Here is a 23963-nt window from a genome sequence, read left to right as displayed (position 1 = left end):
GCAGGCTTTGTTAAACAATTTTACTCAAAGTGAAAACAATTTCTTCTGTAGTCAAACGCTAAATGGCCAGTCTTTACCTTCTTGCCAGTAAAAACAGAATGAAAAAATGACTTTACACTTTCAGTCTTAGTCACAGGATTAATCCACAACCTATGCTTGTCATCAGCCTCATCAAGTCTGCCAAAATTAAAATACTTAATCACTTCGGAATTAAGGTTCTCAAGAGTATTCCCAAGCCTGTCTGGATTAATAATATCTGAAAAATCAAGAACATCATCTGTTTCATTTATCGTAGCCATAACTCTAGAGCTTTCCGAAATTTTGTCAGCCCAAATTTCATGACCTTTACTATCAACATCAGCCTGATGAAGTAGAATATTTTTCAAAAAAGATGTTTGCCCTTCATAGCCCCGCCCGGAAACAAAGGACTCAAGCAGATAATTTCCTAAACTATGAACCACCATTGACTGAATATTCGTTATACTTCCGGTTTCTTCCATATAATCATTAAATTTATCAAAAAAACGCTCCAGTGCGACTGTTGAACGCCTAGCGTTTTGTCTAGCCGCTTTATATTCTTTTAGTTTCCACCACCACTTTTGCGGGCCGGGATTTGACGGCCAAGAAAATGCTATAACATTAACACCATAAGATGCTATTTCTTCACATTTTTTCATATTTTTAGTTAAAGACTGATTAAATCCATGGAGAAAAATACAGCAAGGCTTATCACTTTCTTCCAGTTCATTTATCACTTGCCTAGACGGAAGAATCCCACTCTCATTTTCTTCAAAGAATTTTAATTTTTTCGTTGAGCCTGAAATATATTTCGCCACTCTTATATTTTCATTTCCCTCAGAGTTAAATCCATCTCCCAGCCATGAATTGTTCTTGATAATGTTTCTATTGGAAAAAACGTAAATCATTTTGTAACTCCTTATATTAGTAGGATAACTATCAAATAACACTTACCTCTACATCTATAAACCTGATGAGGCCAGGTCTTACTTTTTACAACACTGCCAATGGCGACACGATTGACAATGGAGTAAGGCCAAAAAACCGTTGCCACCTCACTTATCACTTGTGTCTTTACAAAGGAAAATCTCTCACCAAAGATAATAAAAACAGATAAAGTTAATTAAAAATAACGACAGGAAAACTATTACGGGGCTAGTTTAATTCTATAAAGTCTAAATTGGCCCTAATCATACTTTTATTTAAGCCAAAAAGTGGCACTAAGCGGAAGTTAGTTCCCCCAAGATAAACATGGACAGTCAAAACTACCTAACGCACAACAATACCTTGAAATAAAAAACTTTCTATGTCCGCACTTATAATAGAGCACTCACAAATAGCTCCGCTCTCCTTTCAATCTATCAGTCCTAAAAAATTGAAAAAAACTAACAAAGCACCGCTAAGCCCAGATGCCATCAACAACCAGTAAAAGGTTGCTCCAAGAATTTGATCAAATTTATTTGTGTTTTCAAATAATAAGTCAGACTTTGCATGAAGAAAAGATAGCGGACTTTTTTCTAATTTCCGGCTCCAGCTCCGGGGCATTGCTAATGCTGATGCAACATTCACAATATCCCAGCCGCTCGCATATTCCATGCCTAAGGCTTCTTTTGTTTTTGGATTTTTCCTGAGTTTTCTTACGGTTAATTGACCGAAAAGCACCCAGAGCATTGCTGATAAAATAGAACCAGCAAGGACAAAAGCAAATATTATTTCTTCAAGTGTCATAAGTTTGATATCCATTGCATGATGCCATCATATACACCTTCGCTCTTGTCTTGTGCATAATGGTTCATTCCGATTGATGCTCCCGCAGCGGCACCGACGACAAGAGCACCGCCTATAACTAAACCGACCCAGCCGACCGGAGTTGCCACCATTAATAAGCTAAGCCCATAACCTCCGGCATTCAATATAGCAGTACCTGTCGCTGCACTTGCAACGAAACTACTGGACTCAATGAATAGTTGTCGGTGTCAGTTGCCACCTGCTTTGTGGATATTTTGGATATTGCCCACTCGGCTGGTAAAGTCGATGACAGCCAGGCCGTTACCTAGCAGTTTGGTGTATTTGGCAAATTGAACAAGCTCGCTGGCTTGTGCCTGGCTGGTAACATCAAGTTTAGTGACATTACGGCTGCTTCTGACGATGTTCTTACCTCTATCCAGATTGCTGAGTGCCGTACCGCGTCGAGATTTTACTTGGGCCGTTGCCGATTCCATTTCATAATGAAATTTTGTTTGTAACTCCTTATAAGCATGATTGGCTTTTTGCTCTGCAGCAAGCTTATGGGGGGACTTGGCCTCGATAGCCTCCCGGTATTGCATTAAAGCATCTTGGTATTTTTGTACTGCTTTGAGAAAATCGTTGACTCGGTTACCGTAAGAGCCGGTTGAAGCCCCAATAGTTCCAACACCAAACTCAGATAGCTTTTTTCTTAGTTCAGCCAGAGCTAATAAATCTTCACAGCCAAAAGACAAGGACAGGTTGGCAAGATCCCGGGAAATATACATAGGCGCAAGCTGGTTAAGGGCGCTTAATCCGGCAACGCTTGGTTTACTATTGCCAGGGGGAAGCAGGCTCTAACAGATAAGGGGTATTACCAATAGCAAATTCAGGTGTGCGGCCATGAATATCTTTAAGCTGGTTAAGCTCTATACCGCATTGTTCTTTAAAGGCCTGGCGGCCTAATAGTTGGTTAGTGAGAATAATTTCACTCATGTTAAAATCCTTTTTAAACTGAGTTATCGTTCGCTTGTTGTTCAGTATAGCCGGAGTCGGGTTATTGTCCTTGGCTGTATGCTGGTATCTTTATATTTTTCCTTTGTGTTGCCTGTTTTTTGTTGGGGGTATTACAACATAATTGTTCGATAAAGTTATATTGGCATCAGAGCAGTTTTAATTTGTGGGTGTCCTGCACCGTTAACTATACGTCTCGAAACTCACCAGTTCTTACCTTTCTTCTGATTTCTCGTTCTACAGCCCCTGTAGCATAGCTTTTGTTACCGCCTTCAATTGATGCCACAGTCCGAGAACATTTCTCGCAAATGAATTTTGTGTGTTGTTTCTCTACTGGGTCATAGATTGATCTTCTCATGTAATCGCAAGAACTATCGTCATAAACTAACTCTCCATCACAGCTAGGGCAATAGCACCAAAGATGTTTAATTCGGTTGTTTACCCAATCCCACCTCCACTTAGCACCATGGATAAAGTCACTAACATATAATTCATGCTCAGGGGGGTCATCTTGTCCACGTAAATTAAAATAAATGGTTAATATGCCAATTAACCCAAAGATTGAAATAAGAAGAATCAGATATCCGGGCATTGCGTAATCAGAAATGAACGCATTCCATACCCATTCAATTCCTCTCCATAGCCATGCCAAAAAGCTCAATGCTTTTTCTTTAAACAAAACAAAAATAGCAACACTAGCTGTTGCTATGATTGATGAAATAGCACCATTTCTTATTGAAATTATAGATTTATCAGACATCTTTCCTTATTAGCTTTATTAGCTTACTTCAAACAGACTTAGATCAATAACAGTTTTTTGCTGTCCTGCTTTGCTTATCAACTCAGATGCTTTTTTCAAAAGGAGTTTCAAGACCTTCTATATATCGCGCACAAAACAAGATAATCTCAAGTGCACCTAATGATTTGTTAAGCATCAAATATAGTTGTTCTTACGTCAGTAGCAAAAAGGATTCTATTCATCCCCTCGTTGATACAATTAATCTATTTCAAGCTAAAGCAATGATCATTTTGTACAGTATTGCTGCATCCAGCCCTAAAGTGCGTGTAATTGATAACCTTATTAGCTGTAATTATCCCTAAATGGATTCCCCGTTAACTCATCTAAAGTTTCTAATTCATGGGAGATTATTTTTTCCATTAATTCATTTTCGATTTCATCTATTAAAGCAATAGAAGTACTGTTAATTGATTTTGCTAGAGCAAACAAAATCCAGCAGTAATACTTTAGAGAAAATAACCCCAAATAAACACTAAAAGATAATTTATAACTCTCTACAGAATCAGCCATACTGCCACGTATTTCCGGGGGAGAATTATGAACCATAATTGCATTAATAACATCTTCAGACATTGTATGGATTGAATCTGATGCAGTGGCATACATAGTTCTATAAATTTTCTCACAACCAACAGCTTTAAATCGATCAAAAGCATTAGGCCAATTTAATTCTTTATCCGTAAATAAGTTTGGATTTTCCTTTTTCAAATATTCAACAAAATCAAGGCGTTTTTTCATACCTAGCTGATCGAATAAATCATTGTCTTTTACAGCTCTTCTATTTCCTTTTGCTGCTTTTGATTCCATTCCTGTAATGGCTGCTTTTAAATAACTTCTTGCCCTTGCATTATCTTCATCAGATAAAATATAAAGCAAATTAATACAATGCTCTAAAGAAATACGGAACAACGTTTCAACAGGGGCTGTTTTCTTGGTAGCTAGTGAAAATGTTATACTTCCGTTTAGTTCATTAATACTTCTTATTAATATATAAGACTGAATGCCCTTAACTATCCACAGAGAACTATTAAACATATCTTTTAATAACTCTCCGCCAATTTTATCTAGTTTTTGATATTGCTCCAAAATGAAAGGAATTTCCTTAAGATGGTTCTTATTCCGTTCTGTACAGTCATCTAAATATTGCTTAAATGCTTCCAAGCTAACCTCCTTTGTGGGGAGTCATACCACGTTTCAATAATGGGCCAGAGGCACAGCACGGAAGTCCAGTCGTGAGATGTCATGGTTCTTTTTAATACTGTCCATAGTAAATTTCGTGAGTGTCAGCGATATCTATAACTTTGTACTTTGCCAAACCTTTTAAACACCCTACCCGAGTATGCCCCTCGACCAGGTGATATACCGCATCATTTGGTTTTTGTAAAATATTTCCGTTTATAAACACTGGTGGAGTAACCCAACTTCCATTCTTCTTCCAATGCTTGCGAATATTATCAATGCAAGATATTACATCTTCACCAATGTGCTCAAAGTTCGATGCATCTTCAGCCACTTCATTCATGTACTCTGAGCACGTTGCCTCGTTTGTAAGCTCTAAAAAGTGCTTAGTTTCTACATTTATTAGAGACCATTTGATCATAGTTAGGTCAATATGGCTATACAGCCTTTGAAACCTCTCATCGTCACTATGATCTATATAAAATTGCTCTATTACAGAAGGTGGGGCGGTTAGAGAAAACTCTTCTCGCAATCTTGCTATGGAAGAGGACATATCAATTCTATCTAAGCCAATTCTTGTCAAATCTCCATATTTCATTTGATGCACTCATGTACTTAATAGCTTTATTAGCCCAGAAAAAAAACTGTATTTTCACCAAAGTAATTTCAGACTTAATAGTCTGTAATTTACCAAATCTACATTTTTACTATCACGTCATCAATAGTTTATTTAGATTTATGTATTTGCCCGTTAAAAGACTGAATTTTTCCAGCTTTACGGTGCAAATGCGGATTTATAACCTTTTCTAGCTTTACATGAGAAAATATATGGTAAAAAGTTACGTCCTAATGCCTTCAATGCGCCTTGAGTTCAAATGAAGTTTGAGCCAAAACATTTCAGTGTCGTTACTATACGCCAGGCTCTTTTTCAATTCTGTAAAACTGCGTCAATTCCAATTCCAATTCGGTTAGCAACTGAGCATCTTTTGATTTTGATGCAGACTGCACAATGTCATCATCAGTTTGCCTCCTGACTTTAGCCCAGTCTGTTGTCCCTCTACTACTTTTAACATCTTCTAATTTAATCTTTTTCATTTTCGCCCTTCTTGGGAAACTGCTTAAACTCCTTCAATTCTTTATCTATTAAATTAGGGGAGTCAATGTCAGCTAATATGCCCTCACTAATATCGGTTTCTGTCATATTATCTATAACTGCTTTATCTGTTGTCCCTTTTGACTTTTCAACATCTTCAAGCTTGATTCGTTTAATCGACATTATCAGGGTTCCTTATAAGGTTTTAAAAAACCTAAATCGTAAACGCGCTTTTCACGTTTATTGGCTTTTCTGCCGCTAATCAAGCGTACGACACCGGCATTATCTCTTATGGTATAGACAACCATAAGGATACTAAATTCTGTCATACCTATAGTTTGATATCGCTCCTTCCCACCTAGATATACCAGTTATTTTCGCAGCAATTTCCCAATTGAAGCAGCGCTTAACCGATTATCAGGTAGCTGCTTATATCAGCATTAATCCGATCAGTTTGAGCCGAATAGAAGAACGCCTGGGATATTAACTATCTAGGTAAGTCCCGACTAAATCAGCCAGTTTGATAGGGGAGTGCTATCGGGTGAGATCTGGTAATGAATATAGGCATCCGCCGGATAGACCTTACTACCGGGATAATTTTTTCTGTAATGCAAGATTTGTCCGGTTGGAGGTCAAAACCAAACAATAATGGCAGGGAAACATCTAGCCAGTTAATCAATATCCAATCAACTGGCTAGTTAAAAATTCGAGTAACTAGAACTAATCACTCACAGGAATAACTTGCACCACATTTGACGGCGCCGATTCACCGCTTTCATTACTGGCAATCACGCGGTAAAAGTAGCTTTTTCTCGGCTTACCCCCGGTTTTATCGCTAAATAAAGGTTTTACCTTAGGATCATAACCATTTTCTCCATCGGACACCTGGTTACCGACAATATACCAGGGGCCGTCCGCCGAAGTTGCACGTTCGATACGGTAAAAACGGCCAAGCGGGGAGCCCATCCAGTTAATCCAGTCTTTCGAGTTAATCGGCAATAACAGCGGTGGCTCAGGAACAGGCAGCGGCGGGGCCGCTTTTAGCCCGTCCATTTGCGCCTGGCCCAGCCGGATAGCATCTATCACATACTGCTCTTCATTAAACTCGCCTTCGGGAAAGCCGGGCAGGTGGTAACTGTAGTACTCATAATCCTGGTGCCAGTAAAAACCTCCCTCCTGCCTGTGCCCTCGAAAGCCCCATAACAGGCCGCCCACGGACTTGGCGCCTTTATATTGTGAGTGCACCACCGACTGCATTATCGCGGCAATATCCTTGCCCGGCAATAAGCCGAATTCACCGACAAAATACGCCTTGCGGCCATTAATAAAGGTGAGGTCTTCCAGTACCCGGGCGGCGCAGTCGGTGCAAACATTGGCATAATAATGGTTGGAAATAATATCGACATTAGGATCACTCAGGGCAAATTCCTTGAGTTCGATATAGCTGCCGTCCATCACTAAATGATTGCTATCCTGCTGCTTGATAAAGGCTGAGGTGCGGTTTAAAAAGCTTTTATTGGTTTCAAATATTTCATTGCCGGTTTCCCAGGACATAATGGCCTTTTCATCTTTATACAAGCGGCCGGTCAGGGTATTTTTCCGGTTGATCACCTGCTCAATTATCGATAAATAGGCGGCATAGGTTTTACTGTTGATATCGTAAAAGTCCTGCTCATTTTCATCATAAAAAGCCGCCAGTTGCTTGCGGCCCCCCCACCATTCCCAGTGGTCGATAAAAGGCAAAATCAGGCGTAAGTTATATTTATCCGCCAGGGCGATCATACGGTCGTAATGCACCATAGCGGTTTCATTTAACCTGGGCAAACCGTCTTTTGTTAACGGCGCCTGAATATGGGTCTCCCGGCCGCAGGCAGCATCAAACTCCTGCTCCACCGACAACACATAAGTGCGCATGGCTTTAAAACCGGCATAGCTCAGGGCCTTGATCCAGTTTTCCTGCTCCAGCGCCGTCGGCCATTTAAAGTATTGGCCCCAGCCCCGGGGATCGGCGGCGCACTTGCCCCTGGCATCGTCTTCGATACGATGCAGCTCGGGGGCCTGGATACCGGCGAAACGGAACTCCTGCTGTCCGTCTAATAACCTGTGACCGTCGCGGGTAATAAAATGCTCAAGTGCCATGGCTGACATCATTTGCCCTGATAACAGCAACAAAAACAGGGTACTTTTTGCAGTAAAAGAAAATCTTTTCATAACCTTATAACCTTTACTAAATACTGGTTAAATACTGGCGCCGGCCAATTGCTCACGGCCGGCGGCTTGCTCTTTGGCCGGCATAGCGGCTAATAAACGGCAAATTTCCATCATGGCGCGGCCGTTATGATATGGCGCCTTCCAGAAACCGGCTTTATAGCGGGCTGGTTTACTGGCTTGATCCTCAAGCGCCAGCCAGTGCCACTCGCCGTTTTCCCGGTCCAGGTGCTGCTGCCGGGTAAAGTGCCAGATGCCCTCAAAAGCCTTAATATATTCAGTGTCTTGCGTCAGCTGATAGGCATTTAAGAAACCCACCATGGCTTCCGCCTGTACCCACCAATCGCTACAGGGATCTATTTCTTTCTCTATAAAATCATAAGCTTCCAATACCCGGCCATTACCACTTAACCCTTGGCTTAAGCAGGAGTGCGCCAGCTTGATCACCAGTGGGGTTAAACCGGCCAATAACTCGGGCTCAGCCAATACCAGCAGGGCTTCATATAATAACCAGCTGCCTTCGATATCATGGCCAAAGGAATAATGCCGGGACTTATCCTGCCAGTCCATTTCCATAAACAGGCGTAAATGGCCGTTATCCGGGTTGATAATGTGCTCACTAAAATACCTGATATTGCGTGCCAGCGCTTCTCGGGTGGCAGGCGTCGGATTAGCCGAGTATAACGCGGTATAGGCTTCGAGCACATGCAGATGGGTGTTCATGGTTTTCGGCAAGTTATCATCTTTATTGCTCAAACGCATATCCTGCAAAGGCGACCAGTCGGCGGCGAAGGCTTCGCAATAACCGCCGTTAACCGTGTCCAGCGCCCTGCTTTCCAGCAGTTGAAAATACCCCATGGCCTTGGCCAGCGCCTGTGACTCACGGGTCAACTTGTAATAGGCGCATAAGCCATAAATGGCAAACGCCAGGGCATAGGTCTGTTTTTTACCGTCAAGCAGGTGGCCTTTATAATCGAGCGCCCAAAAAACTCCGCCATGTTGCGGATCGTCAAAGCATTCCAGCAGATAATAAAACGCCCGGCCTGCCAGGGCGGCACACCTATCCTGCTGCACATCATCTTTGAGTTCGTCCCGGAAAAATAACGCCGCTTCGCTGAAAAACCATAATAACCGGGTATTGAGAATAATGCCCTTGTCGGCATTAGCAACCACTTTAGCCAAGTGATCGATTTCTCCGACAAAACCGCCATATTGCTTATCTACGGCATGTTGCTGCCACCAGCTGCTGATATTTTTCAGCTCCCGGTAAAAATCCTGCACCGAGGCCGATGTTATTGGTACTGCCGATGCCGTCATAAACAAAATCCTTTGAGGGCTTGTGCATTGCGGTCAATCAGTTCATTGCGCTTTCGTACCGACAAGGCAGAAAATAAACCATCTTCCGGGGTATTGAGCACATAATCCACCAACTGCTCAACCGTGGAAGTGGCCACGTGCATCCGGGTATCGGAAGAGGCGTAATAAATAAACACCTGGTTATCCTCATTCACTATCCAGCCATTGCTGAACACGACATTGGAAACATCACCGACACGTTCGCTTCCCTGGGGCGCGATCAGGTGCCCCGCCGGTTTATGGCTTACCACCCAGGGGCGCTCCAGCTCGGTCATGAAGGTGTAAAGCACATAACGCAAACCGGCGGCGGTATTGCGCACCCCGTGTGCCAGGTGCAACCAGCCCTGCTCCGTTTTGATCGGCGCAGGCCCCTGGCCATTTTTGATTTCCGTGATGGTGTGGTATTGCTTGGCATCAACAATCACTTCTTCCTTGATTTCGGCATTTTCCATCGACTCGGTTAACCCCCAGCCGATACCGCCGCCAGAGCCGACACTGATAAAGCCGTCCTGGGGCCGGGTAAAGAGCGCATATTTGCCATCGACGAATTCCGGGTGTAACACCACGTTACGCTGCTGGCCGGAATAAGTGATCAGATCGGGCAACCGCTCCCAGTTATCCAGATCTTTAGTGCGGGCGATACCACATTGGGCCACGGCGGCAGACAAGTCATCCGGCTGAGAAAAGTCTTTACGCTCGGTGCAGAACAAGCCGTAGATATAACCGTCTTCATGGGCCACCAAACGCATATCGTAAACATTGGTATCCGGATCATCTGTTTCCGGCATAGTGATAGGTTTATCACGGAAGACAAAGTTATCGACCCCATTGGGACTTTCAGCAATGGCAAAGAAAGACTTACGGTCATCACCTTCAACCCGCACTGCCAAAACATATTTGCCGTTAAACAACATGGCGCCGGCATTAAAGGTGGCATTGATGCCCTGGCGCTCCATCAGAAAAGGATTGCTTTGTTCATTGAAGTCATAACGCCAACTGACCGGGGCATGATCCCGGGTCAGCACCGGATTTTGCCAGCGCTGGTAAATGCCATTACTATCTTGCTTGGCAACATTCGGGGTTGCTAAAAATGCTTGTTGCCGGGTAATTAGTTGTTGTACTTTTTCTTGAAACTTCATCATATTTCTACCAAAAATCTCTGTAACCCGGGTGTCGTAACGCCTTAAGGACATAAGTGTAAAGCTGCCCCTAAGGTCAATAAAAAGACCACCAATAAGCAACCGGTTACATTTTTAAGTTAATAACTGCCATGACAGATATGCCTTGCCATGACTGACATTTAGGAACTTATTCCAGTCAATTGATTAGCACTGATTTTTCCTATTTACTCGAAAAGACTCCTCCCATAAACCATCAAGGTAGAGCTTTCCATACATCACAATGTAACCGGTTACCTCGTTTTGTGCCAGTACTTTTCAAAAAAATGTCAAAGCAGCAAAGTGCCAGCAAACATCTGCCGTCACTAAAGTCTTAAAAATTTATCCAAGGCTATTTCAAATCAAAATGTAACCGGTTACTATCAATTGGTATAAATCAATATTAATTGAGATGTGGGAACAGCCCGTTCATTAACCGGACATCACAGTGCTGTTTTTTTATTTCATCCCAGCTTAAGAATAAGGATCAGCAGATGCAGCCACTAACTTGCTTTAAAGCCTATGACATCAGGGGAAAAGTACCCGATGAACTCAACCCGCAACTGGCCTATAAAATAGGCCGGGCCACGGCTTTATATTTAAATGCCCGCAAAATAGTGGTGGGTCACGATATCCGCTTAAGCAGCCCGATGATCACCGAGGCTCTGATAGACGGCCTTACCGATGGCGGTGCCGATGTCTTTAACATCGGCCAATGCGGCACTGAAGAAGTCTACTTCGCCACCTTCTCCCGGGAATTTTGCGGCGGTATCTGTGTTACCGCCAGCCATAACCCTAAAGCATACAATGGTATGAAGTTTGTCCGTGAAGGGGCGGCTCCTATCAGCGGTGATACCGGCTTAAATGCCATCAAAGAACTGGTACAGACTGAGGCATTTTCTCCCCCGGCCCAAAAAGGGAAAGAGCAAGGGAAGGGGCAAGTGACGCAGCTGGATATCAGCGTGGACTATACCCGGCATTTACTCGGTTATATCGATATCGCCAAGCTGAAAAAACTGAAAATAGTAGTGAATGCCGGCAATGGCGGCGCCGGGGCTATTATCGACCGCCTAGCTCCCCACCTGCCCTTTGAGTTTATCCCCTTAAACCATGAGCCGGACGGCAACTTCCCCAATGGCGTCCCTAACCCGTTATTGCCTGAAAACCGCACGGAAACCGTTGCTGCCATCAAGCAGCATAATGCCGATTTAGGTATCGCCTGGGACGGGGATTTTGACCGCTGCTTCTTCTTTGATGAGCAGGGTGAATTTATTGAAGGCTATTATATCGTTGGTTTACTCGCAGCTATGTTACTTGATGGCAAACAAGATGAAACCGTTATCCATGACCCTCGCCTATACTGGAATACCCTGGATATCGTCCATCAGCAAGGCGGTAGGGCGCTGGCCAGTAAAACAGGCCACGCCTTTATTAAACAAGCCATGCGCGAGCAGGATGCCATTTACGGCGGCGAAATGAGCGCCCATCATTATTTCCGTGATTTCGCCTACTGTGATAATGGCAATATTCCCTGGCTGCTGATCACCGCCTTAATGTCCCGCACCGGCCAATCACTGTCATCCCTGATTAACGAGCGTAAAGCGCTGTATCCCTGTAGCGGGGAAATCAACAGCCAGGTGAAAGATCCTCAGCAAGTGATCCGGGCCATAGCTGAAAAATATCAGGCACAGGCAAAAACCAGCGATGATACCGACGGTCTGAGCATGAGTTTTCAGGACTGGCGCTTTAACCTGCGCATGTCAAATACCGAGCCGGTATTAAGGCTAAATGTCGAAGCCAAACACGATCAGCTGTTAATGCAGGAAAAAACCAATGAATTACTCGCCCTTATCAAGAGCAGTTAACACCGGGAACAAGCCATGAACAGATTAAAACAACTACCGATTTTATTTCTGCTGGTAATAACAGTTATGAGCCTCCAGGTTAGTGCAAAACCCCACACGATATTCGCCGATAACGAATTACTGCAATATACCGGCCGCATAGATTTCAGCGCCCCGAAAGCGCCAAAAATTTCCTGGCCCGGCACCTATATCAAGGCCAGGTTCACCGGCGATAAACTGTCGGTATTACTCGACGATGAATTTGGCCACAATTATTTCAATGTTTTTATCGACGAAGACTGGGACAACCCTGTGGTGATCCGGTGCAGCAAAGGGCTTGCTACCTATGTGATCTCAGAAAAACTTACCCAAGGCCCCCATTCCCTGATGATCAGCAAACGCACCGAAGGGGAGGAAGGCAACACCGTATTTAAAGGATTAGTCCTGGCCGGGAACGGTAAACTCTTGCCCCCTGCCCCGCGTCCTTCGCGCCGTATTGAGTTTATCGGCGATTCGGTGACCAGCGGCATGGGCAATGAGGCCCCCCAGGATCAGGACGACGACAAGCTGGCAGAGAAAAATAACTTCCTGGCCTATGGCGCCATGACCGCACGTAACCTGGATGCCGAATATGTCAGCACCTCCCAGAGTGGTATCGGCATCATGGTAAGCTGGTTTGACTTTACCATGCCAAAATTTTTCCTGCAGTTAAACGCCACCGGTTTAAATAACTCCCGCTGGGACTTTAACCAGTGGGCCCCGGATGTGGCCGTTATTAACCTGTTTCAAAATGACCACGCCCTGGCCGATATCCGGCTAACCCCGGTTCCCGATGATGAAGCGCGCATACAAGCCTATTACCGGTTCCTTAAAACGGTCCGGGGTAAATATCCCGAGACCTTGATTATCGCCACCCTTGGCAGTATGGATGCGGTAAAGCCGGGGTCGAAATGGCCGGGTTATATTCAGCAGGCAATCACCCGGATAAAAGCAGAAACCGGCGATAAACAGCTCATGACTATGATGTTTCCCTATACGGGTTATGACAAACATCCCAGGGTACAACATCACAGAGAAAATGCCGCGCTGCTGACAAAGTTTATCAGACAGCAAATGAGCTGGTAACTTTTACTGGCACATTTCCAATGTTATCAACCCATTACAAGGCAAAACCCTAACTGTAAAGGCTGTAGTCCATATCCTCAAAATCCTCCACAAAAAAAGACAAAGCCACTGTTGCTTTAACCAGTGACTTGGTCTTTTCTTAATAATGCTTACAGCAAAGCTTGAGCCTAAGTTGTAACACAAGTCGCAACCCCTGAGTGGTCAGACACTCAGAGGTCGCTAACCAAAACGAACTGCACTAGGAGTCCGTCATGGCTGAATATCATCATACGCCAGAGCCTCGCTCGGCAAAAGCAAAATATCCCACCACCCGCCAGCTCACCATACTGGAAACCGCCAGCAATTCAGGTCTAAAAACCGGGAGCCTGGGTATCAACTATGTGCCGGTAAACCTTGAACCTTGCCTTGTCCTTAGGGGCAAATGGTTTAAGCAAGCCGGATTTATTATCGGAGAAAAGGTCACAGTAACGGTTAACAAGGGGGAATTAGTGATAAAACCAAGCCAGACATAGTCCGGTTTGGCTGCTCAGCAATAACAGGAAATCAGGTTACTGCGTCCTAATGGGCGCAGTAACTTTAAGTGATAAAATCAGCTACCGCAGATGAAACCGTCCGGGCCGTGCTGATTTACGCAGGAAAAGCATTAATTTGCCTCAGCAATTACCTTTTCAAAACCTTTTAATGAAGCAGCCACACTCTGCATTACGGAAAGTCCTTGCGGGTATTCTTCCTGCTCGACGATAAACCATAAGGTGCCGCCCACCGCCAGATTGGCTTTTAATAATTTGTCCCAAGGGATCACATCCTGGCCGATTAACGGTAATTTGCCTTGGGTGCCTTTTGGCAGTTTCGCCTTGTAATGTGTGGTTAGCGTGCGTCCCGGATATTTATGTACATAGGCCACAGGATCTTTACCGGCATAAGTGGTCCAGCCGACATCCTGTTGCAGGATCACTTCAGGATGCGTGGTTTTGGCTAAGATATCCCAGTAAGTGGTGTTATCAAAGTCCTGCAATTCTTCGGCATGGTTATGATAACCTACTTTTAACCCGGCACTTTTAAGGCGTCCGGCGACATAAGATAACTCCTTGGCTACCTGATAAACCCCTTCTGGGTCAAAAGCTCTTTCGTCCCAGGGCACAATCAGGAAACGACAGTCCAAAGCCTTGTAGAAAGCTATAGTCTGGTCAATTTTATCGTCACTTAGCTGGTCAAAACCTAAATGGGCACCGGCAGCTTTTAAGCCTAATTTGTCCAGCAACTTTTTCAGCCCTTGGGGATTATCGCCATAAGGGCCAAAATCTCCGGCAAATTCAACACCGTTAAAGCCCATTTCCGCCAACCGGGTCAGTGTACCGACAAAGTCATTTTTAAGTTCGTCTTTTACCGACCATAACTGGATGCCAACATTGACCTGGTTATTTATTTTACTTTCGGCATGTACCGCTTGTGTTACCAGCAAGCCAGCTAACATCAGTGCGATAAAGCCGTTGATCACTTTGTTTAAATTCATCTTATTTTCACTTCTTGTTAAGCTCATAATTAAATCCTGCCCGCCTTCATTTCTTTGACCGCAAAGTCACAAGCCCTGACCGTCAACGCCATATAGGTCAGTGACGGATTTTGCCAGGCAGAAGAGGCCATACAGGCGCCGTCGGTGACAAATAAATTAGGGATATCATGGGCCTGGTTAAAGCCGTTTAAAATAGAGGTTTTCGGATCTTTACCCATGCGCGCCGTGCCCATTTCATGGATGGCGATGCCCATAGGTCTGTCGTTAGTATATTTGTGAACGTTTTTCAGCCCTATGGCCTCAAACATTTCTGCGGCGGTATCGGCGGCGCTTTGCATCATTTTCTTTTCATTGTCGCTATAGCTGCAATCAAAGTGCAGCTGCGGTATGCCCCATTTATCTTTTTTAGTGGCGTGCAGCGATACCTGGTTTTCATACCTGGGCAGCATTTCCCCCGAGGCATGTAAGCCAAATTTCCAACCGCCGGCTTGCTGGATCGCTTTTTTATAATCAACGCCAAAGCCTTTTTTACCGCCAAACTCCCACCAGGCTTCACGGTAAGCCTGGCCGGAAAAAGCGTATCCGCGCAGGAAGTCGGGATTTTTATCCACCAGGTTCTGGAACCTTGGCATATAGACGCCTGTGGGACGGCGGCCGGAATAAAACTCGTCTTCAAAACCTGGAATGTCGGCATAGGCCCCGGCGTTATAGCAGTGATCCATCAGATAATGTCCCAATACCCCTGAGCTATTGGCGATACCATTAGGGAAAGTTTCACTGACAGAATTTAACATGATCTGGGTGGTGCCCAGGGTTGAGGCACACAGGAACACGACTTTGCCATAGTATTCCCGGGTCTCCATGGTTTCACTGTCGATGATACGTACCCCGGTTGCCCGGTTGCTGTTGGCATCATAAATCACGCTATGTACTATCGAGTTGGTTGCTACGCTTAGGTTGCCGGTTTTTTGCGCCGCCGGTAAGGTAGAGCTTTGCGTGGAGAAATAAGCGCCGAATGAACAGCCTTTCTGGCATTCATTCCTGGCCATGCAGGGACCACGTCCCTGTTCCAGATGATGCTGCGCCGGTTTACTCAAATGGGCACAACGCCCCATAATGAGTTTACGATCACTGTAATGCTGCTCAATTTTCGCTTTCAGGCGCTTTTCTACGGTATTAAATTCAAACGGCGGTAAAAACTTGCTGTCCGGCAGCTGGGGAATGTTTTCCACACTGCCGCTGATGCCGACATGGTGCTCGACATAATCATACCAATCCTGAATATCTTTATAGCGGATGGGCCAGTCGGTGCCGTAGCCGTCTTTGGCATTGGCGCTAAAGTCAAAATCACTCCAGCGGTAAGACTGCCGGTGCCAGAGCAGAGACTTGCCCCCCAACTGATTGCCGCGGATCCAGCTAAAAGCCTTGTCTTTTTCGGTGCTGTAGGGGTAGTCATGATCATTGCCGAAGAAATGCTTGGTGGCATCATTAAAGGCATAACATTGCGCCTGGATCGGATACTGCTTTTCCACCAGAGCCTTCTCTACCTGGCCGCGAAACGGCATTTCCCAGGTTTTCACCCCTTCGCCGATATAATCTTTTTTATGCTCTACCGGCCGGCCCCGCTCCACCAACAGGGTTTTCAGGCCTTTTTCGCAAAACTCTTTTGCCGCCCAACCGCCGGTAATGCCCGAACCCACTACTATGGCGTCATACACTTGGGGCTGAGTTTTAATGTGTATGCTTTTGTTTGTCGTTTTAGTCATATCGTCATTCTGCTTCATGTGCGCTATTGATGATTTTTTCCTGGCTTTTGATCAGCTATTTATTAACTCTTTATTAGTTAAGCGCCCAGGCCTTGCCTACTTCGGCAAAGGGCACATCGCCCCGGTAGCCGCCCGGAATAGGCAGATAAGCCAATTCCCGGGTAGCCCCCACTTCCGAGGTGTAATACCCCAGTAAGGTCAGTGATTTAGTGCGGTAAAAGAAATCTTTATCCTGGTTATCAAAATCGCCGCTGGCATCTTCCAGGTTATTAAGCAAATCAACTTGCTGCGCCTGATGGCATTTGGCAAAAGCTTGTCCCAGTTGTTTAACGGCAGTGCTTTCCAGTTTTTCCAGTCCGCGGATAAAGGCCAGCTGCTCTTCTTTGCTAAAGCAAAAAGCCAGCTGGTTATCGATAAAACCATGGACATCGACATCGGATGCCGAGGGTGTCTCTGTCGCCGGAATAATCAGCCCCACTAAAATACGCAGCAGGTTTAACTGCTGTTGATTAAGTATTTTCCCGGTCCGGCCCGGGATATCTTTTTGCGCTTGATACCCCTGTACCGCCAGTGAAATCGAACTCATGGAAAGCGCACCGCCAAACAGGGCCGTTAGCTGTTTCATGGCCCGGCGGCGGGATGTATCCACCTGACTAAGCGTTTCGGTTGCTGTTAACTTATCTGTTACCTGATCCGAAGAATTGTCCATCACTTTTTCCTTCATCATTAGCCCTTGTTGTTACTCGGTATTCAGCTTGTGGCCTTAGCCTGCTTGATGCCCTGCATCGAGCCCTGTGTTAACTCCTGGTTTTCCTCTTCTGCCATATCACTGGGATAGTCCCGCATCTTGTCCCACCAGTTTATTTTTAAATACCAGGAGGTTACGGCAATAGTTACCAGGGCATAACCGAAATATTGCCATTGCTGGATCACCATAAATATCGGTGCTGCCGTCAGGGCCGAGTGCCAGATAATGCCTATGATCACATTTGACATATCCCGCTTAAATTCCCGGTTCGGCTGTACTTCCGGATGAGTTTTGCGGATCTCATCCAGCACCGGCTGCCAAAAACCCCAAGGACGGGTTTTCAGATAAAAACGTTTCAGCACTTCCATATCATCCGCCTTAGTCAATAAGGTACCGGCTATGCTGCCCGCCAGGCACATAGCAAACAGCACAGGGAAACCATATAAAGGCGATAACGTGGTAAACATCATCAAAAATGCGCCAACAATACCGGTTAACATGCCGTAGAAATAACCGAAACCATTAAAGCGCCACCAGTACCATTTCAGCATATTTGCCGCGGTATAACCGCCGTAAAGCGCCGACACTATCCATAAAATAGCCTCGTTTAATGACGGTACAAATAAACCTATGCAGGTACCCGCCACTACAAAAAAGATGGACACGATATAACTGAGGTAAACATAAGTTTTATCCGCGGCATTGGGGTTAATATATTTTTTATAGATATCATTGACCACATAGGCCGGGGCGGCATTGGTGGTGGCGGCGAAGGTCGACATAAAGGTGGCCAGCAAGCCGGCGATCATTAATCCCAACAAGCCGGAAGGCACATAGTTCAACAGGGCAAACGGTAGAATTTGTTCAAAGTCGACATCACTGCCCATGGCCCTGAGATCCCCCATAAAGAACACCAGGGCAAGCATGGCCAGGCCGGTGATCATCATATAGCGGGGAAATAACAGCACCAGGTTCACTATCCAGCTCATTTTCGCGGCATCTGTGGGGCTTTTTGCCGACAGCACCCTTTGCATATCAAAGTTTGGCGCAGGCCCTGCCAGGCTTTGCAGGAAACCTTTAAACAGCACCAGCATAAAGAACACGGAAAACAGCGACCAGCCGTCTTCGATAATTTTATCATTGGCGGACGCCAGTATGCCGGACCAATCGAGATCTAAGGTCCAGGAGAATAATATGCTGTCCCAGCCATCGGGAGTCACCTTAGCCAGCATTTCGGGAGAAACCTGCATCATGGCAATCACGCCTATGGCGATACTGGCCAGGGTCATGATCACAAACTGCACCACTTCGGTAATAACGACACTGAACATGCCCCCCTTGACCACATAGATAGTGGTAATAAAGGTAATGATCAGGCCATAGAAAATTTCATTGGTATGGGGATCCGCCGATAACTGCCAGGGTAAAAAGGCTACCGCAAACTTACCGGCGCCGACAAAGCCATAGGCCAGGAATCCCAGCACGCCCAACAGTGCAAACACCACCACGATAATATGACTGAGCCTGGCCCCCAGGTTTTCACCAAAGCGGAAGGTGATCCATTCGGCGCCCGTCATCACCCCGGAGCGGCGCAGCCAGATAGATAAAAACACCATCAGGAAAATCTGGTTAAAGGCCGGCCATAACCAGGGGATGAAAATACTTTTTAAACCGTAGATAAAGAGCAGGTATACCATCCACATGGTGCCGCTGATATCAAACATGCCGGAGGCATTCGATAACCCCAGGTAATACCAGGGGAGTTCGTTGCCGCCGAGGAAATACCCTTTGATATTTTTAGACGCCCGGCTGGAAATCCAGAAACCTATACCGAGAGAAACTAATATGTATAAGGCGATGATGCCTATATCTAAGGGTGACAAATTCATAGCTTTCACTTCTTATAATTATTAACCGGGCTTTATGCTGCTGCAAAATGGCACCAGGCATATTCAACATACAATCACCTTAACCCGTTCAGGCAATGCAAACAAGCACTTTTTGTAACCGGTTACAAATGTTGTTTTAGCTTTTGCCAAGTGACTGAACTTAAGGATAATTATCAAAGCCAAGTAAAATAAGCGGGCAAAATAGCGAAAAACAGCACTAAGTACTTGAAAGAATTCGCGCATCTATGGTACATCTGTAACCGGTAACCCTTTATCTATCATCACCTAGCATAAGACCGGACTCCCCATGTCAACAATAAGAGATGTTGCAAAAGAAGTAGGATGCTCTACTGCAACGGTTTCCAGGGCGCTGAGTAACCCTGAGAAAGTATCAAAAGCCAGCCTGAAGCGTATTCATGCCGCCATAGAGAAATTACAATACCGGCCCAATATGCTGTCGCAGCAGTTTCGCAACAAGCAGGCCAATACCATAGTGATCCTGGTACCGGATATCGCCAACTTGTTTTTTTCCACTGTGATCAGCGGCATCGAAAATGTCGCCCAAAGCAAAGGGTTTAACGTATTACTGGGGGATACCCGGGATTCTTCCGAGCGGGAAAAAAGCTTCATTAACCTGGTAGAAACCAAACAGGCAGACGGTGTTATTCAGCTACGCCCCTACAGCAAAAACAGCATGTTGCCGAAAAAGTTTGTCACCGCGGTCAATGCCTGTGGTTGTGAAGACACCCCCTACCCGGCGGTGCGCATTGACAATGCCGATGCCGCCCGCCAGGTAACCGAACACCTGATTTCCCTGGGACATAAAAAAATCGGCCTGATTTCCGGCCTGACGGACAATCCTCATACGATAGACAGGTTGAAGGGCTATAAGCAGGCACTGGCGCAGGCGGGGATCGAATTTGACCCAGCCTTAGTGGCGGAGGGAGATTTCACCTTATGGTCCGGGCTTAACGCCAGCGAACATTTTATCCGCATGACCGACAGGCCGACCGCCATTTTCAGCATGAATGACGAAATGGCCATAGGGGCGATGAAAGGCCTGAAAGCAAAGGGCTTGAAAATACCGGAAGATATCTCCATTGCCGGCTTCGACGATCTGGAGTTTTCCAAATACAGTGATCCACCGCTGACCACGGTTGCCCAGCCCGCCGAGAAGCTCGGCGAAAAATCGGCGGAATTGCTGTTCCAGCTGATCGATGGCGAAACCAGTTCGCAAAATGAATATGTGTTGCCGGTGGAATTTATCATACGCCAGAGCACGGCGCCGCCACGCAGCTAACTTTTGGCAATAAAGCAAAGGCAGGTAGTGTCAGCTACCAGCCTTTGCCTGAGATAACTTTCTACCTGAAATAACTTTCCCGCTCACATCTCCCCTATCCCCAACAGCTGAAAGCAATAGTTCAAGCCAGTAGCTCAACCAGATACAAGTACACTTTTTATTTTGCAGGTATTGCAAACAAAAATGTAACGGGTTACATTTGGTTTTATCTTATCATTTTAGACATTGCGGCGCTCATCCCGCCGGGATTAAAAACCCTATGACAATATCAAACAGATTAGTCGACGCCAGTAAAAAACTTGAACTCTGGATGCAGCAACAGGCACTGCCGTTATGGTCTACCCGGGGCATCAACCCGAATAACGGTGCAGTATTCGAGCGCTTGTTACCCGATGGCCAGCCTGACTTAAGCGCCAATAACAGAACCCGGGTGCAGGCCAGGCAAATCTATGTTTTTTCAGTTGCTGCCCAGCAGGGCTGGTTCGAGCAGGGGTTACCCGTAATAGCCGATATCGTGAACTACCTGGATAACAGCGCCCGGCTGGAGCAATATCAGGCGGGTTACGCCCATTTATTGTCCAGTAAGGGCGAGATTCTGGATGATAAACTCGATGCCTATGATTTTGCCTTTTTTATTCTTGCCTGCGCCTATCGCTACCAGGCCTTTGGCGATTTGCATGCCCTGCACCAGCTTAACCAGTTGCTAGCCCTGGTGGATCTGGAGTTTAAAAAAGACCCCGGGGGCTGGATGGAAGGCAATTATGCCAGCGACAAGCGGCGGCAGAATCCCCATATGCACCTGTTTGAAGCCTTTATCGCCTGTTATAAAGCCACTGGGGAAGGCAAATGGCTGGCCCGCGCCGGGGAAATATTCACCCTGTTTGAAACGGTCTTTTACGATGGTAAAAACCAGGTAATTTTAGAATACTTCCACCATGACTGGCAGCCCTTTAGCCAAGCGCAAGGCCAGGTGGTAGAGCCGGGACATATGTTTGAATGGATCTGGCTATTACGTGAATATCATGCCCTGACCGGCACCCCGGTAAGCCACTACTGCGATGCCCTGTATCAAAAAGCTCTCAGCTTTGGCAGGGAACCGGGCTCAGGGTTGATCTTTGATGAAATCGGCCAACACGGGGAAATACTAAGTGCGACTAAACGCTGCTGGCCGGTCACGGAATTTATCAAGGCCAGCCTGGCGCAGGCCAAAGCCGGTGATAAACAGGCGGAAGTCCTGGCAGCAGAAGCAATAGAATTATTATTTGAATTTTATTTGTCAAAAAATGTAACCGGTTCCTATATTGACCAACTGGACGCAAACAACCGTCCCATGGCAGAGCACGCCCCCGCCAGCACCCTGTACCATATTATGTGCGCTACGGTAGAGGCCGTGAACTATTGCCGAGAGCATTAACCTTCACAGCACCAAAAAGTGCTGACTCCCGGTTATGCCGGGAGTCGGTAAACCCTATTCAGCCAGAATCACTTTATATTTAACCGGGGATCCCCATGACAGCCAGAACCTCGCTTGCCAGCTGGCAGGCTTTATCCGACCATGCCGGGCAAATGAAACAAGCCCATATGAATGACTTGTTTAACCAGGACAAACAACGCTTTAACAAGTTCTCTATCCAGCTGCCTGCCCTGCTGCTGGATTATTCGAAAAACCTGGTAACTGAGCATACCATGGAAAAACTGTTCGCCCTGGCAAAGGACTGTGATGTCAGCGGCTGGCGGGAGAAAATGTTCGCCGGAGAAGCCATTAACCGCACCGAAAACAGGGCGGTTTTACACACGGCATTACGTAATCGCAACCAGACCCCGGTTTATGTTAACGGTGAAAACATCAGCGCCCAGGTGGAGCAAACCCTGGAAAAAATAAAAACTTTCACCAAAAAAGTCCGCCAGGGACACTGGCTGGGATATTCAGGAAAACGCATCACAGATGTGGTGAATATCGGTGTCGGCGGCTCCAACCTGGGACCGCAAACCGTCACCGAAGCACTGAAACAATACAGTGATAACAGCATCAAGGTGCATTATGTTTCCAACGTTGACGGCGCACAAATCGCCGAGGTATTAAGGCCGTTAAACCCGGAAAAGGTGTTGTTTATTGTTTCCAGCAAAACCTTTACCACCACAGAAACCATGACCAATGCCAGCACCGCAGTGAAATGGCTGGTGTCTTCTTCATTTGATGAACAGGCCATCGCCAAACATTTTGTCGCGGTAACCGCCAATAAAAGCAATGCCAGGGAATTTGGCATAGAGCAAGACAATATTTTTGATATGTGGGACTGGGTCGGCGGCCGGTTTTCCCTGTGGTCAGCCATAGGCTTGCCTGTTGCCCTGGATCTGGGGTTTGCAAAGTTTGTTGAGCTGCTTGAAGGGGCTTATGAGATGGATGAACATTTCAGGCAAGCGCCGTTGGCAGAAAATGCCCCGGTGATCCTGGCGCTGCTCAGTGTCTGGAACTGTACCTTTTTGGGGGCGCAATCGCAGGCGATCTTACCTTATGATCAATCATTGCATATGCTCAGTGCCTACCTGCAACAGGCGGAAATGGAAAGTAACGGCAAATCGGTTAGCTGGCACGGGGAGCCGGTAGATTATCCCACAGTACCGTCAATTTGGGGAGAGTTGGGCATTAACGGTCAACACGCCTTTTACCAATACCTGCACCAAAGCAACAACGTGGTACCGGCAGATTTTATCGGCTCAGTAGAAAGCGTAACACCGGTGAAAGGACACCATGAAACCCTGATGGCCAACTTCTTTGCCCAAACCCAGGCATTGATGTGCGGGGTAGACGAAGCCCAGGTACGGGCAGACTTAAAAGCCAGTGGCCGCCAGGAAGATTATATCGACAAGGTTGCCCCCCATAAGGTGCATAAAGGCAACCGCCCCACCAATACCATTTTGATGAAACGTATTACCCCAAAAACGCTGGGTTCATTGATCGCCCTCTATGAGCATAAAATCTTTGTCCAGGGGATCATTTTGCAAATCTGCTCTTTTGACCAGTGGGGGGTTGAGCTGGGCAAGGGCCTGGCCAATAAGATACAACAGGAGCTGACCGAGGGTGGCTTAAAGGGTGATCATGACAGCTCTACCGCAGAGCTGATCAGCTTTTATAAAAGCATAAAAGCCGCTTCGAGTTAATATCCGGTAAATCTGAAAGGCCGGTTTTCGGCCTTTCTATAATTTTCCCCCAGAAAAACCAGGAAAC

General features: G+C 45.9%; 22 protein-coding genes. 6 read left to right on the top strand and 16 right to left on the bottom strand.

Annotated elements, in window-relative coordinates; all coding sequences use genetic code 11:
- Positions 1 to 20 precede the first annotated feature (20 nt).
- From QL234_RS19835 to QL234_RS19780, 12 genes are all read right to left on the bottom strand, one after another.
- A complete protein-coding gene (locus QL234_RS19835; protein WP_281559516.1) occupies positions 21 to 926 on the bottom strand; it encodes an alpha/beta hydrolase in 906 nt (301 codons plus the stop codon).
- Positions 927 to 1371: 445 nt separating this feature from the next.
- On the bottom strand, positions 1372 to 1746 hold the full coding sequence (locus QL234_RS19830) for a hypothetical protein (RefSeq protein WP_281559515.1): 375 nt from the start codon (positions 1744 to 1746) through the stop codon (positions 1372 to 1374).
- Positions 1747 to 1994: 248 nt separating this feature from the next.
- A complete protein-coding gene (locus QL234_RS19825) occupies positions 1995 to 2531 on the bottom strand; it encodes a hypothetical protein (RefSeq protein ID WP_281559514.1) in 537 nt (178 codons plus the stop codon).
- Between the two features lie 46 nt (positions 2532 to 2577).
- Positions 2578 to 2739, bottom strand: coding sequence for a hypothetical protein (locus QL234_RS19820; protein ID WP_281559513.1), 162 nt, complete (start codon positions 2737 to 2739; stop codon positions 2578 to 2580).
- 205 nt (positions 2740 to 2944) lie between these two features.
- Positions 2945 to 3517 (bottom strand): hypothetical protein, encoded by a 573-nt coding sequence (locus tag QL234_RS19815; RefSeq protein WP_281559512.1) that lies wholly within the window; start codon positions 3515 to 3517, stop codon positions 2945 to 2947.
- Positions 3518 to 3838: 321 nt separating this feature from the next.
- Positions 3839 to 4717, bottom strand: a complete 879-nt coding sequence (locus QL234_RS19810; protein WP_281559511.1) for a DUF5677 domain-containing protein — start codon at positions 4715 to 4717, stop codon at positions 3839 to 3841.
- 91 nt (positions 4718 to 4808) lie between these two features.
- Complete coding sequence (locus tag QL234_RS19805) at positions 4809 to 5333, bottom strand: hypothetical protein (RefSeq protein ID WP_281559510.1); 525 nt, start codon at positions 5331 to 5333, stop codon at positions 4809 to 4811.
- Between the two features lie 311 nt (positions 5334 to 5644).
- Entirely contained in the window at positions 5645 to 5830 is a 186-nt protein-coding gene (locus QL234_RS19800) for a hypothetical protein (RefSeq protein ID WP_281559509.1), read from the bottom strand.
- Positions 5817 to 6011 carry a hypothetical protein gene (locus tag QL234_RS19795; protein WP_281559508.1) on the bottom strand — a complete coding sequence of 65 codons (195 nt, stop codon included), beginning with the start codon at positions 6009 to 6011 and terminating at the stop codon, positions 5817 to 5819. The genes QL234_RS19800 and QL234_RS19795 overlap by 14 nt, the downstream gene beginning before the upstream one ends.
- A gap of 537 nt (positions 6012 to 6548) precedes the next feature.
- On the bottom strand, positions 6549 to 8039 hold the full coding sequence (locus tag QL234_RS19790) for a beta-mannanase man5E (RefSeq protein ID WP_281559507.1): 1491 nt from the start codon (positions 8037 to 8039) through the stop codon (positions 6549 to 6551).
- 27 nt (positions 8040 to 8066) lie between these two features.
- Positions 8067 to 9353: an AGE family epimerase/isomerase gene (locus QL234_RS19785; protein ID WP_281559506.1), complete on the bottom strand. Its 1287-nt coding sequence runs from the start codon at positions 9351 to 9353 to the stop codon at positions 8067 to 8069.
- Positions 9350 to 10534, bottom strand: coding sequence for a glycosidase (locus QL234_RS19780; protein WP_281559505.1), 1185 nt, complete (start codon positions 10532 to 10534; stop codon positions 9350 to 9352). The genes QL234_RS19785 and QL234_RS19780 overlap by 4 nt, the downstream gene beginning before the upstream one ends.
- A 509-nt stretch (positions 10535 to 11043) precedes the next feature.
- Here QL234_RS19780 and QL234_RS19775 point away from each other — a divergent pair.
- The 3 genes from QL234_RS19775 (at position 11044) to QL234_RS19765 (ending at position 14030) form a co-directional block, all read left to right on the top strand.
- On the top strand, positions 11044 to 12414 hold the full coding sequence (locus QL234_RS19775; protein ID WP_281559504.1) for a phosphomannomutase: 1371 nt from the start codon (positions 11044 to 11046) through the stop codon (positions 12412 to 12414).
- Positions 12415 to 12429: 15 nt separating this feature from the next.
- Entirely contained in the window at positions 12430 to 13518 is a 1089-nt protein-coding gene (locus QL234_RS19770; RefSeq protein ID WP_281559503.1) for an electron transporter RnfD, read from the top strand.
- Positions 13519 to 13769: 251 nt separating this feature from the next.
- Complete coding sequence (locus QL234_RS19765; RefSeq protein WP_281559502.1) at positions 13770 to 14030, top strand: SymE family type I addiction module toxin; 261 nt, start codon at positions 13770 to 13772, stop codon at positions 14028 to 14030.
- Positions 14031 to 14161: 131 nt separating this feature from the next.
- On the opposite strand, the gene QL234_RS19760 is transcribed toward QL234_RS19765, so the two are convergent.
- The 4 genes from QL234_RS19760 to QL234_RS19745 all read right to left on the bottom strand — a co-directional run bounded on the left by QL234_RS19760 (position 14162) and on the right by QL234_RS19745 (position 19434).
- Positions 14162 to 15058: a sugar phosphate isomerase/epimerase gene (locus tag QL234_RS19760; protein ID WP_281559501.1), complete on the bottom strand. Its 897-nt coding sequence runs from the start codon at positions 15056 to 15058 to the stop codon at positions 14162 to 14164.
- Between the two features lie 2 nt (positions 15059 to 15060).
- Positions 15061 to 16797, bottom strand: a complete 1737-nt coding sequence (locus QL234_RS19755) for a GMC family oxidoreductase (RefSeq protein ID WP_281559500.1) — start codon at positions 16795 to 16797, stop codon at positions 15061 to 15063.
- Between the two features lie 73 nt (positions 16798 to 16870).
- Positions 16871 to 17506 carry a gluconate 2-dehydrogenase subunit 3 family protein gene (locus QL234_RS19750; protein WP_281559499.1) on the bottom strand — a complete coding sequence of 212 codons (636 nt, stop codon included), beginning with the start codon at positions 17504 to 17506 and terminating at the stop codon, positions 16871 to 16873.
- Positions 17507 to 17547: 41 nt separating this feature from the next.
- Entirely contained in the window at positions 17548 to 19434 is a 1887-nt protein-coding gene (locus QL234_RS19745; protein ID WP_281559498.1) for a sodium:solute symporter family protein, read from the bottom strand.
- A gap of 307 nt (positions 19435 to 19741) precedes the next feature.
- On the opposite strand from QL234_RS19745, the gene QL234_RS19740 reads away from it, so the two are divergent.
- The 3 genes from QL234_RS19740 (at position 19742) to pgi (ending at position 23896) form a co-directional block, all read left to right on the top strand.
- Positions 19742 to 20734, top strand: a complete 993-nt coding sequence (locus QL234_RS19740; protein ID WP_044831325.1) for a LacI family DNA-binding transcriptional regulator — start codon at positions 19742 to 19744, stop codon at positions 20732 to 20734.
- Positions 20735 to 20993: 259 nt separating this feature from the next.
- Positions 20994 to 22148 carry an AGE family epimerase/isomerase gene (locus QL234_RS19735; RefSeq protein WP_281559497.1) on the top strand — a complete coding sequence of 385 codons (1155 nt, stop codon included), beginning with the start codon at positions 20994 to 20996 and terminating at the stop codon, positions 22146 to 22148.
- A 95-nt stretch (positions 22149 to 22243) separates the two neighbouring features.
- Positions 22244 to 23896 carry a glucose-6-phosphate isomerase gene (gene pgi / locus QL234_RS19730; protein ID WP_281559496.1) on the top strand — a complete coding sequence of 551 codons (1653 nt, stop codon included), beginning with the start codon at positions 22244 to 22246 and terminating at the stop codon, positions 23894 to 23896.
- Positions 23897 to 23963 lie beyond the last annotated feature (67 nt).

Origin of the sequence: Thalassomonas sp. RHCl1 (assembly GCF_947387555.1) — a bacterium.
Lineage (GTDB): Bacteria > Pseudomonadota > Gammaproteobacteria > Enterobacterales > Alteromonadaceae > Thalassomonas.
The sequence above is the reverse complement of the archived record's forward strand: the minus strand, read 5'-3'. Positions and strand labels throughout refer to the sequence as shown.